At 72.4% G+C, this 12,161-nt stretch carries 12 protein-coding genes; 6 read left to right on the top strand and 6 right to left on the bottom strand.

The window, feature by feature from the left end; genetic code table 11:
- Window positions 1–16: 16 nt before the first annotated feature.
- The 3 genes from ACX6XY_RS17340 to ACX6XY_RS17350 all read right to left on the bottom strand — a co-directional run bounded on the left by ACX6XY_RS17340 (window position 17) and on the right by ACX6XY_RS17350 (window position 2,682).
- Window positions 17–364 carry a VOC family protein gene (locus ACX6XY_RS17340; RefSeq protein WP_460331461.1) on the bottom strand — a complete coding sequence of 116 codons (348 nt, stop codon included), beginning with the start codon at window positions 362–364 and terminating at the stop codon, window positions 17–19.
- Window positions 361–795, bottom strand: coding sequence for an NUDIX domain-containing protein (locus ACX6XY_RS17345; protein WP_460331526.1), 435 nt, complete (start codon window positions 793–795; stop codon window positions 361–363). Before ACX6XY_RS17345 ends, ACX6XY_RS17340 begins: the two co-directional genes overlap by 4 nt.
- Window positions 796–951: 156 nt before the next feature.
- Window positions 952–2,682: a BCCT family transporter gene (locus ACX6XY_RS17350; protein WP_460331463.1), complete on the bottom strand. Its 1,731-nt coding sequence runs from the start codon at window positions 2,680–2,682 to the stop codon at window positions 952–954.
- Window positions 2,683–2,839: 157 nt separating this feature from the next.
- On the opposite strand from ACX6XY_RS17350, the gene ACX6XY_RS17355 reads away from it, so the two are divergent.
- On the top strand, window positions 2,840–4,009 hold the full coding sequence (locus ACX6XY_RS17355; RefSeq protein ID WP_460331465.1) for a glycerate kinase: 1,170 nt from the start codon (window positions 2,840–2,842) through the stop codon (window positions 4,007–4,009).
- Window positions 4,010–4,059: 50 nt separating this feature from the next.
- On the opposite strand, the gene ACX6XY_RS17360 is transcribed toward ACX6XY_RS17355, so the two are convergent.
- Entirely contained in the window at window positions 4,060–5,259 is a 1,200-nt protein-coding gene (locus tag ACX6XY_RS17360; protein WP_460331467.1) for a PucR family transcriptional regulator, read from the bottom strand.
- A gap of 200 nt (window positions 5,260–5,459) precedes the next feature.
- Here ACX6XY_RS17360 and ACX6XY_RS17365 point away from each other — a divergent pair, with 200 nt between their 5' ends.
- Genes ACX6XY_RS17365 through ACX6XY_RS17385 form a run of 5 tightly spaced genes read left to right on the top strand, consistent with a single transcriptional unit; the run spans window position 5,460 to window position 10,401 of the window.
- The gene (locus ACX6XY_RS17365; protein WP_460331469.1) at window positions 5,460–6,269 is read left to right on the top strand and encodes an ABC transporter ATP-binding protein; all 810 of its coding nucleotides are present in this window, start codon (window positions 5,460–5,462) and stop codon (window positions 6,267–6,269) included.
- A complete protein-coding gene (locus ACX6XY_RS17370; protein WP_460331471.1) occupies window positions 6,266–7,114 on the top strand; it encodes an ABC transporter ATP-binding protein in 849 nt (282 codons plus the stop codon). Before ACX6XY_RS17365 ends, ACX6XY_RS17370 begins: the two co-directional genes overlap by 4 nt.
- The gene (locus ACX6XY_RS17375) at window positions 7,111–8,001 is read left to right on the top strand and encodes a branched-chain amino acid ABC transporter permease (protein ID WP_460331473.1); all 891 of its coding nucleotides are present in this window, start codon (window positions 7,111–7,113) and stop codon (window positions 7,999–8,001) included. Before ACX6XY_RS17370 ends, ACX6XY_RS17375 begins: the two co-directional genes overlap by 4 nt.
- On the top strand, window positions 7,994–9,115 hold the full coding sequence (locus tag ACX6XY_RS17380; protein ID WP_460331475.1) for a branched-chain amino acid ABC transporter permease: 1,122 nt from the start codon (window positions 7,994–7,996) through the stop codon (window positions 9,113–9,115). The genes ACX6XY_RS17375 and ACX6XY_RS17380 overlap by 8 nt, the downstream gene beginning before the upstream one ends.
- Entirely contained in the window at window positions 9,112–10,401 is a 1,290-nt protein-coding gene (locus ACX6XY_RS17385) for an ABC transporter substrate-binding protein (RefSeq protein ID WP_460331477.1), read from the top strand. The genes ACX6XY_RS17380 and ACX6XY_RS17385 overlap by 4 nt, the downstream gene beginning before the upstream one ends.
- Window positions 10,402–10,499: 98 nt before the next feature.
- Here the strand turns inward: ACX6XY_RS17385 and pssA are convergent, their stop codons facing one another.
- Both pssA and ACX6XY_RS17395 read right to left on the bottom strand, forming a co-directional pair.
- Window positions 10,500–11,363, bottom strand: coding sequence for a CDP-diacylglycerol--serine O-phosphatidyltransferase (gene pssA / locus ACX6XY_RS17390; RefSeq protein ID WP_460331478.1), 864 nt, complete (start codon window positions 11,361–11,363; stop codon window positions 10,500–10,502).
- Window positions 11,350–12,015, bottom strand: a complete 666-nt coding sequence (locus ACX6XY_RS17395; protein ID WP_460331480.1) for a phosphatidylserine decarboxylase — start codon at window positions 12,013–12,015, stop codon at window positions 11,350–11,352. Before ACX6XY_RS17395 ends, pssA begins: the two co-directional genes overlap by 14 nt.
- Between the last annotated feature and the right edge of the window lie 146 nt (window positions 12,016–12,161).

A 12,161-nucleotide genomic window follows, 5' to 3' on the forward strand; every position in this document is an offset into this window, starting at 1 on the left:
CCGGTGGTGAGCGTCCTCAGCGGTGGCTGAGGACATTCACCACGAGGCCGCCCGGATCGCGTACGAAGAAGCGGCGCACACCCCACTCCTCATCCGTCAAGGGGTGGACGATCTCCGCACCGGTGGCCCGTACGACAGCGTAGACCGCGTCCACGTCGTCGACCTCGACGCTCAGGTCGGGCGGCACGGGCGCGGTCTTGTCCTCGCGGATGAAACTGATCTGAGCTGACGGGTTCTCCGGCGCGGCGAGCGTGGTGATCCAGCCGAGGTCCATCACCTCGGCGAACCCCAGCAGGCCGTAGAACTCGGCGCTCTCGCGCGGCGCGTCGGACCGCACGTTGGGCACGATCCGGCGGGCGGTCATCGTGCCACCGCCGGCTGGCCGTTCTCCAGCTCCACCGGGGCCGTGCCGTCCGCGAGCGCGGTCAGCACCGTGGTGAGCCGACGGGCGAACCACGGCGGGTCGTACGCCTTCAGCTCCTCGGGGCTGACCAGCCGCCAGGAGTCCAGCTCCTCGTCCTGGAGCACGATCGCGTTCAGCTGCTCCGGGGTGAGTACGCCGCCGTCGTAGAGGTACGAGGCGATGGGCGGCCGGTCGGGACCGGGCGACCAGTCGATCGCGAGGAGCCGGCCGGGCTCCACATCGAGCCCGATCTCCTCGGCGGTCTCGCGGCGCGCGGCCTGCCGCGGGGTCTCACCCCGGTCCGACTCGACCGTCCCGCCGGGCAGCGTCCAGCCTTCGCGGTAGTTGGGCTCCACGATCAGCACCCGGCCGTCGGCGTCCCGCAGCAGCATGGCGGAACCGGCGAGGATCTTGGGGAGGCTGGCGATGTACGTGGTGTAGTCGACTGTCACCCTCCCGAGGGTAGAGGGGGCGACGGCGCGACACGCGCGAGAAGGACGCCGGGCGGGCTCTGGCCGCGAAGCCCGCCCGCCGCCCGCGTATCACGGTCAGCCCTCGTCCTGGTCCTGGCCGCGGGACTTCGCGGCCCGCCGCCGTAGCCGGTGGTGGCGGTCCGGCGGCGGCTGGTGTTCGGTGATCGCGTCGCCCACCATCGCCTTGACCGCGTCCCGCAGGCCGTGCAGCGCGTGGTGGCGCGGTGGGCCCGCGCCCGGATCCTCGCGCAGCTCCCGCCACAGCGAATAGCACAGCAGCAGCATGACCAGGACGAACGGCAGCGCGACCAGGATGGTCGCCGTCTTCAGCGAGTCCAGGCCGCCCGCCACGAGCAGCACCGCGGCGACCGTCCCCATCAGCACACCCCAGGAGACGACCAGCCAGGTCCGAGGATGCAGGGCGCCGCGGCTGGTGAGCGAGCCCATCACCAGCGACGCCGAGTCGGCGCTGGTCACGAAGTACGTCATGACCAGGAGCATCGCGATCCAGGAGGTGAGCGTGGACAGCGGCAGCCCGTCCAGCATGCCGAACAGGGACGCCTCCACGCCCTGCTCCAGCTTGGCGTCCATGTCGACCTCGCCGGTCTCGTCCAGCCGGATCCCGGTGCCGCCCATGGCGCAGAACCAGATGACCGTGGCGCAGCTGGGCACCAGCAGCACGCCGATCAGGAACTCCCGGATCGTCCGGCCACGGGAGATCCTGGCGATGAAGGTCCCGACGAACGGCGCCCAGGACAGCCACCACGCCCAGTAGAAGACCGTCCAGGCGCCCAGCCACTCGCTGGCGCCGAACGACCCTGCGCGGGTCGCCATCGGGACGAACCAGTGCAGGAAGCCGCCGACGCTCTCCGGGATCGCGTCCAGGATGAACACGGTCGGGCCGATGACGAACACGAACGTCATCAGGCAGGCGGCCAGCACGATGTTGATCGTGCTGAGCCACTTCACGCCCCGGTGCAGTCCGGAGAAGGCCGAGGCCACGAAGGCGGCGCCGAGCGAGACGATGATGATCAGCTGCATCCGGGTGGTGTCCTCGGCGCCCGCCGTGAGGTGCAGCCCCTTGGAGACCTGGAGCGCGCCCAGGCCCAGGCTGGTCGCGGTGCCGAAGACCGTCGCGAACACGGCCAGCAGATCGATGATCCGGCCTGGCCAGCCGGCCGCCCTGCGCTCCCCGAGGATCGGTACGAACGCCGAGCTCAGCCGGTTGCCGCGGCCCTTGCGGAACCCGGCGTAGGCGAGTGCCAGGCCCGCGACGCCGTAGATCGCCCAGGGGACCAGCGTCCAGTGGAAGAAGGAGTACTGCAGCGCGATGTTGGCCGCGCTGCCGGTGTGCCCGGTGGCCCCGGTCATCGGGGGCGGGTCGAGATAGTGGGTCAGCGGCTCGCCGACCCCGTAGAACATCAGGCCGATGCCCATGCCCGCGCTGAACATCATCGCGATCCAGGCGAGGTTGTCGAACTCCGGCTCGGAATCGTCGCGGCCGAGTCTGATCCGGCCGAAGCGGCTGACCGCGATCACGACGCAGAGGACCAGGAAGACATCGGCGGCGATCACGAACAGCCAGGCGAAGTTGTCCAGCACCCAGCCCAGCGCCGTGTCCGACGCGCTGCTGAAGGAGTCCTTGCCGAGCGCGGCCCAGCCGACGACCGCCAGCACGACGGCCACGCCGATGCCGACCACCACGTAGTCAGGGGGCGGGCTGTGGTGCGGATCGGACGGTCCCGCGGAGCCGGGCGGCCTGGGAGGTTCGCTCGGGCGGGGCTGATCGAGGGCATCCGTACTCATGCCGCACCACTATGGTGGGGAATCAGGTGTTTTTTCCGGGTGGCGCGCCGTCTCACCGTGAGGGCGGCCATGGGCAGCGGGCGGCGCCGGAGGTTAAGGTCGCAGCGGCGCGACTGCCTTGACGCGAGCAAGGCCCGAAGAGCAAGGGGATTCCAAGGTGGCGGACGCTGCAGCGGCGAAGGGAAGCACCGGGACACGGCGGGTGCTGATCGCCGCGGACAAGTTCAAGGGCTCGCTGACGGCCGTGCAGGTCGCCGAGCGGGTGACGGCCGGACTGCGCCGGGCGGCGCCGGAGGTCCGGGTCGAGGCGCTGCCCGTGGCGGACGGCGGCGACGGCACGGTGGCGGCCGCGGTCGCGGGCGGCTTCGAGCGCCGCGAGGTACGGGTCACCGGGCCGCTCGGGACCGAGGTCACCGCGGCGTACGCGCTGCGCGGGGACACCGCGGTGGTGGAGATGGCCGAGGCCTCCGGCCTCCAGCTGCTGCCCGACGGCGTCTTCGCGCCGCTCACGTCCACCACCTACGGCTCCGGCGAGCTGCTGCTCGCGGCCCTGGAGGCCGGGGCCCGCACCCTCGTCTTCGGTGTCGGCGGCAGCGCCACCACCGACGGCGGCGCGGGCATGCTGGCCGCGCTCGGCGCGCGCTTCCTGGACGCGGACGGCGCGCCGGTCGCGCCCGGCGGCGGGCCGCTGCGCGACCTGGCCACCGCCGACCTGTCCGGGCTCGACCCGAGGCTGGCCGACGTCGACCTGATCCTGGCCAGCGATGTCGACAATCCGCTGACCGGGCCGAAGGGCGCGCCCGCGGTGTACGGCCCGCAGAAGGGGGCCAGCCCGGACGACGTGCGCGCGCTGGACGCCGCGCTGGCGCACTTCGCGGTCGTCCTGGAGAAGGCCGTCGGCCCCAAGGCGGCCGCCTGCGCCCAGGCGCCGGGCGCGGGCGCGGCGGGCGGCATCGGGTACGGCGCGCTGGTCGGGCTCGACGCGCGGTTCCGTCCCGGCATCGACGTGATGCTCGACGTGCTGGGCTTCGCGCCCGCGCTGGAGCGGGCCGACCTGGTGATCACCGGTGAGGGCTCGCTCGATGAGCAGACCCTGCACGGGAAGGCGCCCGCGGGGGTCGCGGCGGCGGCGCGCGCGGCGGGGGTCCCGGTGGTCGCGGTCTGCGGCCGTCTGGCGCTGACCGCGGAGGCGCTCACGGCGGCGGGGATCCAGCGGGCCTACCCGCTCACCGAGGTCGAGCCGGACGTCGAGCGGTGCATCGCGGAGGCGGGCCCGATCCTGGAGCGGGTCGCGGAGCGCATCGCGGGGGACCGCCTGTCGTCTTGACGGAGGGCGGGGCGGGTGCGGGTGGGCCGTGGCGTGCGCCAGAGATTAAGTCACCCCGGTGACAACCGGTGTGCGTCTAGTGCGAGGGTCATCTCCGTCAGGTCGCGTGGGCGGGACAGGGCACGGCCTGTGAGCTGTTCCAGCCGCCGCAGGCGGTTGAAGACCGTGTTGCGGTGGCAGTAGAGCCGCCCGGCCGCCCGCCCCGCGGAGCCCTCGCAGTCCAGCCACGCGTCCAGCGTCTCCAGCAGCACCGCCCGGTCCGCGGGGTCGAGCTCCAGCAGCGCGCCGAACACGTCCGACACCAGCCGCCCCGCCAGGTCCGGCTGGCTGACCACCAGCGCGGTGGGCATTCGCCGGTCCAGACGGGCGAACTCCGTCGCGTCCGGCGGGCAGGTGCGCAGCGCGAGTTCCGCGAGCCGCCGCGCCCGCCCCAGCTCGGCAAGACCCTCCACGACCGGGCTGATGCCGCCAGGTCCGGGACAGCCCACCGCGAGCAGATCGGCCACCGCGTCAAGACCGGTGTCCGCGCCCATCGCGACGACTCCCAGCTCGCAGTCCGCCCGCATCCGCCACACGAACCGCATCCCCGTGCCCTGGATCAGCCGGTGGAAGGGCTCCCGCCCGTCCCGCCGCTCCAGGCGCAGCACCACCACCGCGTACCGGCCGTGCTCGGGCAGATCCAGGCCCGCCGCCGCCCGTGAGGTGAGCTCGGGGCCCTGGCGGCCCTCAAGCAGGGCGTCCAGCAGCGCCTGGAGCCGCTCGTCGGTGCGCCGCCGCAGTTCCAGCTCGGTCGCGCGGTACGCCTCCGACACCGTGTCCGCCTGCTCGTCGACCGCCGACCACACCATCGTCGCCGACTGCATCAGCACCGCGAGCCGCTCCGGCTGCCGCGCCGACGTGGCCTCCAGGAGCGCGTCCCACACCAGGCGGCCCGCCTGCCGGTACGCGTGCACCAGCAGGTCGAGCGGCAGCCCCTGCTGGGCCCGGTGCCGCCCGAGCCACTCGGCGTGCTCCAGGTCCCGCCGCGGCGACGCCCGAGGCGCGCCGATCGCCGACACCCCGATCCGGATCGCCTCCTCGGCCTCCCGCCAGTGCTGGTCGTACGGGATGACCCGCCCGTACGTCGGCGAGTGCTCGGCCAGCCGCCGCAGATAGTCGTCCACCAGATCCGGAAGGCCCTCAAGGAGCGCGTCGCACGCCTCAGCGAGCACCTTCCACTCGTGCCCCGTACGGGGCCTGCGCCCACCCATGGTCCGGAGCATGCCAGCTGTCCGCCGCAGGCGGCAGACCCCCGGCACCGAGGGTTGTGCGCGTGCACAACCCCCCGCCGTACCCGCTGGTCACCGGCAGCGTCTCCGCCACGGGACGTAGACGTACCGACTGGTCGGTGCTGGTCTGTGCGCCACCGAACGGGTCGAGGAGACCACACGGGGACGAGGGAAGGGGAGTCATGCGAGGTGCCGCACTCGAGGTACGGGACCTGGTGGTGGGCTACGGCCCGGTACGGGCCCTGCGCTCGGTGTCGCTGGAGGTACCCGAAGGCAGCGTGGTCACGGTGCTCGGCGGCAACGGCGCGGGAAAGTCGACCCTGCTGCGGGCCGTCTCGCGGGCGCTGTCGTTCCACGGCGGGTCCGTCACCGGCGGGTCCGTGCGCTTCGGCGGCAGGCCGCTGCACACCCTGTCAGCGGACCGGGTGGTCGCCGCCGGGGTGTCCCAGGTGCCCGAAGGCCGCCAGGTGTTCGCCCGGATGACCGTCGAGGACAACCTGCGCGCCGGAGCGCTCGGCTCCAGCGGAGACCGGGCGGCGAAGGCGGCGGCCCTGCGCCGGGTCCACGAGCTGTTCCCGGTGCTCGCCGAGCGCTCCCGGCAGCGCGCCGGACTGCTCTCCGGCGGCGAGCAGCAGATGCTCGCGGTCGGCCGCGCCCTGATGGCGTCGCCGAAGCTGCTGCTGCTCGACGAGCCCTCGCTCGGCCTGGCCCCGCTGATGGCCGCGCGGATCGCCGACACCATCAGGGAGATCAACGCCCAGGGCACCTCCGTGCTGCTCGTCGAACAGAACGCCGCGCTCGCCCTGCGCCTGGCCTCCTACGCGTACGTCCTGGAGGTCGGCGAGATCACCCTGGCCGGGCCGTCCGGCGAGCTCGCCGCCTCCGACGAGGTACGCCGCCGCTACCTCGGCGTCGGCGACGGGACCGCGGCCGACGACGCGTCCCGCGCCCAGGCCGCGCACCCCGTCCTGTCCCGCTGGGAGGCCCGATGAGTACCGCCGTACCCCTGCGGGTGCGGGGGGTGACGGTGCGGTTCGCCGGACTCACCGCCCTCGACCGGGTGACCTTCACCGTCGAGCCCGGCACCGTGCACGCCGTGATCGGCCCCAACGGCGCCGGGAAGTCCACCTGCTTCAACGTGCTGTCCGGCGTCTACCGGGCTGCATCCGGCAGCGTGCGGTTCGGCGAGCACGAGCTGACCGGGCTGCCCCCGCACCGCATCGCCGGACTCGGGATCGCCCGCACCTTCCAGAACCTCGCCCTGCCGCCGCGCGCCACGGTCGCCGACAGCCTGCTGCTCGGCCGCCACCGGCTCACCCGCACCGGATTCCTCGCGGCCGGGCTGCGCCTGCCGTCCGCCGCGCGCGAGGAGGCGCACCACCGGGCACGCGTCCGCGAGATCGCCGCGTTCGTCGGCCTGGAAGACCAGCTGGAGCGCCCGGCCGGTTCGCTGCCGTACGGGCAGCAGAAGCTCGCCGAGCTGGGCCGCGCCCTGTGCATGGAGCCCGAACTGCTGCTCCTGGACGAGCCGGTGGCCGGGATGACCGCCGACGAGCGGCGGCGCACGGCGGCCGTCATCGCCGGGGTCCGCGACAGCCTCGGCATCTCGATCGTCCTGGTCGAGCACGACATGGGCATGGTGATGCGGCTCGCGGACGCGGTGACCGTGCTCGACTTCGGCCGCGAGATCGCGAGCGGCGCCCCCGCCGACGTCCAGAACGACCCCGCGGTCGTCCGCGCCTACCTAGGCCAGGACGAGTCCGAGGGCGAGCCGGAAGGCGAGCCGGAGGGCGAGCCGGAGGGCGAGCCGGAGCGGCACGGGGAGGCCGCATCATGACGATCTTCATCGAACTGCTCCTGAACGGCGTCTCGCTGGGCTCCGTGTACGCGCTGATCGCCCTCGGCTTCGTGGTGATCTTCCGGGCCACCGAGGTGGTCAACTTCGCGCACGCCTCGCTGCTGCTCGCGGGCGGCTACCTCACCGCCGTGCTCAGCGACGACATCGGCTTCTGGCCCGCGCTGCTCGCGGGCGTCGCGGGCGCGGCGCTGGTCGGCGCGGCCATCGAGTTCCTGGTGATGCGCCGCTACCGGGGCTCGGACCACAGCGTCCTGGCGATCGTCACCATCGGCGTCGACATCGTGCTGGTCGCCGACATCGGCCGCCGCCTGGGCACCGACATCCTCAGCGTCGGCGACCCCTGGGGCGACCGGGTGCTGAGCGTCGGCTCGGTCTCCATCGCCCAGACCAGGGTGGCGGCCCTGCTCGCCGCCGGGCTCCTGATCACCGCGTTCCTGCTGGCCTTCCGCTACACCTCCTGGGGCGTGGCGATGCGGGCCGCGGCCGAGAACGCCGGGACGGCGGCCCTGATGGGCATCCGGCTCGGCCGGGTCTCGCTCGGCGCCTGGGCCGTCGCGGGCGGACTCGCCGCCGTGGCCGCCCTGTTCCTGACCGTCTTCCCGACCCCCGGCCTGGAGAAGTCCACCGCGCAGGTGGCGATGAAGGCCTTCCCGGCCGCGATACTCGGCGGGCTCGACTCCACCACCGGCGCGCTCGTCGGCGGGCTGATCGTCGGCGTCACCGAGTCGCTCGCCACCGGCTACCAGTCGGACCTGACCTTCCTCGGCCGGGGCCTCGGGGAGCTCGCGCCCTATCTGGTGATGGTCGCGATCCTGCTCGTACGGCCCGCCGGTCTGTTCGGCACGAAGGAGCTGGCCCGTGTCTGACGTCTCCCTCAAGCGGCCGGACGGCGCTCTCAAGCGGCCGGACAGCCCGCTCAGGCAGCCGGGCGGATACCGCCGCGGCATCGGCTGGCTCGCGGGCGCGCTGGTGCTGCTCGCACTGCCCTTCTACCTGGACGCCTACTGGCTCCAGGCGGGGCTGTTCGCGATGGCCGCCGCGATCGGCGCGATCGGCCTCAACCTGCTGACCGGCTCCACCGGCCAGCTCTCCATGGGGCATGCCTTCTTCCTCGCCGTCGGCGCGTACGGCTACAGCGCCCTGGCGGGCGAGAGCGACGGCCGCTATACCGGCCTGGGCCTGCCCAGCTGGCTCGCCGCGCTGTTCGCGGTGCTGCTGACCGGCCTCGCGGGCGGCCTGTTCAGCCCGATCGCCGGACGGCTGCGCGGCGCCTACCTGGGCATCGCCACACTGGCCCTGATCGTCATCGGCCTGCATGTCATCGACAACGCCACCGATCTGACCGGCGGCGCGCTGGGCCGCGAGGTCCCGGCTCTGAACCTGTTCGGGTTCTCCTTCGACCGCGCCGAAGTCGTCGTCGCCTCAGTGCCGTTCGGCTCGGCCGAGAAGCTCTGGTACCTCGGGCTCGCCCTGCTGCTGGGCTGCGCCCTGTTCGCTCGCGGTGTGCTCAGAGGCCGACCGGGCCGCGCCATGAACGCCATCCGCGACCACCGGATCGCCGCGGGCGTGATGGGGGTGCCGGTCGCCCGCTACCGGGCCGCCGTGTTCGTCCTGTCCTCGATGTACGCGGGCCTCGCGGGCGTGCTGCTCGCGCTGGTCTTCCAGAGCGTCACGCCCTCCCAGTTCGGCATGGTCGTCTCGCTCCAGTACCTCGCCATGATCGTCATCGGGGGGCTCGGCTCGGTCGGGGGAGCGGTCGTGGGCGCCGCCTTCGTCTCGCTGCTCCCGCAGGTCCTCACCCGCTACAGCGACTCCCTGCCGCTGGTCTCCGCCCCCGGAACGGGCGGGGTCACTCCGGGCGAGGCCTCCGCGTACCTGTACGGCGCCGCCGTCGTGGCGGTGGTGCTCTTCCTGCCGGGCGGCCTGATCAGGCTCGTCGCCCGGCGCACCGCGACGTCAACCCCAGGAGAGAAACGATGAGTGTGCAGCTTCCGCGTACCCAGCCCCGGAACACCAGGACCAGGGCGAGTGCCGCCGCGCTCGCGACGCTGCTCGCCCTGGCCGGTTCCGCGGCCTGCAGTTCCAAGGCGAGCGACGGCGAAGACGGCGCCAAGGACGACGCCCGAGGAGTGAAGACCGGCGTCGGCGTGAGCGAGGAGACGATCAACCTGGCCGCGCTCACCGACATGTCCGGCGTCTACGCGACGCTCGGCAAGAGCGTCACCCAGGCCCAGCAGCTGTATGTGAAGCAGACCAACGAGGCGGGCGGCATCTGCGGCCGTCAGCTGAAGCTGACCGTACGCGACCACGGATACGAGCCGCAGAAGGCCGTCTCCGCCTACACCGAGCTGGAACCGAAGGTGCTCGGCTACGCGCAGTTCATCGGCTCGCCGTTCGTCGCCGCGGTCAAGCAGCGCAACGAGGACAGCAAGGCGCTGATCGTGCCGCAGGCGTGGTCGGCGGCGCTGCTCGGCAGCGAGTACATCCGGGTCGTCGGCTCCACGTACGACATCGAGACGATCAACGCGATCGACTTCCTGATGAAGGAGAAGGGCGTCAAGGAGGGCGACAAGATCGGTCATGTCTACTTCGAGGGCGACTACGGCGAGAACGCGCTCGAAGGCTCCCGGCACATGGCGAAGCAGTCCGGGCTCACGGTCGTCGAGCAGAAGATCAAGCCCACCGACAGCGATATGTCCGCGCAGGTGGCGGCGCTGAAGCAGGCCGGGGTGAAGGGGATCGTGCTGAGCGCGGGACCGGCGCAGGCGGCGTCCCTGGTCGGCGTCGCGGCCGCGAGCGGCCTGAACGTCCCGATCATCGGCAACAACTCGGCGTTCGCGCCGCAGCTGCTCGCCACCCAGGCGGGCCCGGCCCTGGAGAAGATGTACTACGTCGCCTCGCCGTCACTGCCGATCGGCGACGCCGCCTCGGGGCCGAGCAAGCTGGCGGCCGACTACACGAAGGCCTACCCGAAGGACGCCCTCGACAACGGCGTCGTGGCGGGCTGGACGGCCGCGGCGACGTTCGGCGAGGCGCTGCGGACGGCGTGCGAGAACAAGGACCTCACGCGTGAGGGGGTCGCCGCGGCGCTGCGCACGATGACCGCGTACGACTCCGGCTTCGGCGTCCAGGACTACTCCGACCCGAAGGCGCCGTCGTCCCTGGAGAGCGTGATCCTCCAGCCAGCCAAGGCCGCCAAGGGCGGCTCCAAGGCGGTCCGCGGCGCCGAGGCGTCGAAGGCGGCCCAGTCCTTCACTTCGGACTGACCCGTACGCGGACCGGCCCGTACGCGGACCGATCCGCCACGGCAACGCCGAGGGGCCCGAACCACGTGGTTCGGGCCCCTCGGCGTACGCGCGGAAGGCTACGGCAGCTGCGCCGCCCGTGCCTCGCGTCGGTTGTCACGGAAGTTGTTCACCCGGCGGGCCGTGGCGAACAGGGGGATCACCGCACCGAGCACCAGCTGGAGCGCGCACCCCGTCTGCAGCAGCAGCTGACCGCCGGGCGCGTCGAACGCCCAGGCCGCGAGGAGACCCATCGCGGACACGATCCACGCCAGCATCGCCACCGCGAGCGGCCCCCGCGGCTTCGGGTACTCGACCCGGCTCACCATCAGCCACGCGGTGCCGATGATCGCCAGCAGGGTGGCGATGAACGGCAGCTCAAGCAACACGATCGAGACCACCGTGAGCGCCCCGAACGGGCTGGGCATGCCCTGGAAGGTGCCGTCCTTCACCGTGACCACGGAGAATCTCGCGAGCCGCAGCACCACCGCGAGCAGCACCACGATCGCGCCCACCGCCGCGACCCGCTGATGCGCGTCGTTCGCGACCATGCCGTACACGAGGACGAAGTACGCCGGGGCGAGCCCGAAGCTGATCAGGTCCGAGAGGTTGTCCAGCTCGGCGCCCATCGGCGAGCTGCGCAGCTTGCGCGCCACGAGACCGTCGAAGAGATCGAACACGGCCGCGCAGAGCATCAGGATCACCGCGGTCGCGGCCGACTGCCGCGCCATCCCGGTCACGTCGGACGAGCCGGTGAGGTGCGGGATCAGGATGCCGGTGGTGGTGAAGTACACCGCCATGAAGCCGCAGGTCGCGTTACCGAGAGTGAGGGTGTCCGCTATCGACAGCCGCAGTGACAGCGGCATGTCCTCGGTGCGGTCGTCGCTCTCGGTCTCGGACTCCGGGACCCAGCCGGCCTGTGTGTCCGGATCAACCACGCTCAATGCGAGTCACCCCTGCCACGGTCTTCTGACCGACCTCGACCGCGACCTCGACCCCCTCCGGGAGGTAGAGGTCGACCCGCGAGCCGAAGCGGATCAGGCCGATGCGCTCGCCCTGCTCCACCTTGGTGCCCTGCGGCACGTACGGGACGATGCGCCGGGCGACCGCTCCCGCGATCTGCACCATCTCGATGTCGCCGAGCTCGGTGTCGAAGTGCCAGACAACGCGCTCGTTGTTCTCGCTCTCCTTGTTGAACGCCGGGACGAACCCGCCGGGGATGTGCTCCACGGACGTCACGGTGCCCGCCAGGGGCGCGCGGTTGACGTGGACGTTCAGCGGGCTCATGAAGATCGCGACGCGGGTGCGCCCGTCCTTCCACGGCATGATGCTCTGCACCACTCCGTCGGCCGGGGAGATGATCTGACCCTGGGCGATCTCGCGCTCGGGGTCGCGGAAGAACCACAGCATGCCCGCCGCGAGCGCCGTGGCGGGCACGGCCACGGCCGCGGCGGCCGCCGAACGAGGAGTACGGCGCGCGCGGGCGAGGCTCAGCGCTGCGGTGGCGACGGTCGGCAGGAGCCACGGCGATGCTCCGCGCGCCAGGCGAACCTTGGGGAGGCCTTCGCGGGGGGCAGAGGTTTGGCTGTGGGGCATGGATGACCTTCGTAGCGGATGATGCCGCGCTTCAGAGGGGGGACGGCGGCGGCTTTCCCGGATGGTATCGGTTGCGTGCCACAACTGGGCAAGCCACGAAGCCGAGTCGGCCGCCTGGAAGCGTTGACAGGGTGTGATCTTCGTCC

It is taken from the genome of Streptomyces sp. O3, from assembly GCF_054788135.1.

Coding starts and splice junctions, on each gene's coding strand:
- ACX6XY_RS17340 (WP_460331461.1), bottom strand. CDS start 364: ATGACCGCCCGCCGGATCGTGCCCAACGTGCGGTCCGACGCGCCGCGC.
- ACX6XY_RS17345 (WP_460331526.1), bottom strand. CDS start 795: ATGCTGCTGCGGGACGCCGACGGCCGGGTGCTGATCGTGGAGCCCAAC.
- ACX6XY_RS17350 (WP_460331463.1), bottom strand. CDS start 2,682: ATGAGTACGGATGCCCTCGATCAGCCCCGCCCGAGCGAACCTCCCAGG.
- ACX6XY_RS17360 (WP_460331467.1), bottom strand. CDS start 5,259: ATGGGTGGGCGCAGGCCCCGTACGGGGCACGAGTGGAAGGTGCTCGCT.
- ACX6XY_RS17365 (WP_460331469.1), top strand. CDS start 5,460: ATGCGAGGTGCCGCACTCGAGGTACGGGACCTGGTGGTGGGCTACGGC.
- ACX6XY_RS17370 (WP_460331471.1), top strand. CDS start 6,266: ATGAGTACCGCCGTACCCCTGCGGGTGCGGGGGGTGACGGTGCGGTTC.
- ACX6XY_RS17375 (WP_460331473.1), top strand. CDS start 7,111: ATGACGATCTTCATCGAACTGCTCCTGAACGGCGTCTCGCTGGGCTCC.
- ACX6XY_RS17385 (WP_460331477.1), top strand. CDS start 9,112: ATGAGTGTGCAGCTTCCGCGTACCCAGCCCCGGAACACCAGGACCAGG.
- ACX6XY_RS17395 (WP_460331480.1), bottom strand. CDS start 12,015: ATGCCCCACAGCCAAACCTCTGCCCCCCGCGAAGGCCTCCCCAAGGTT.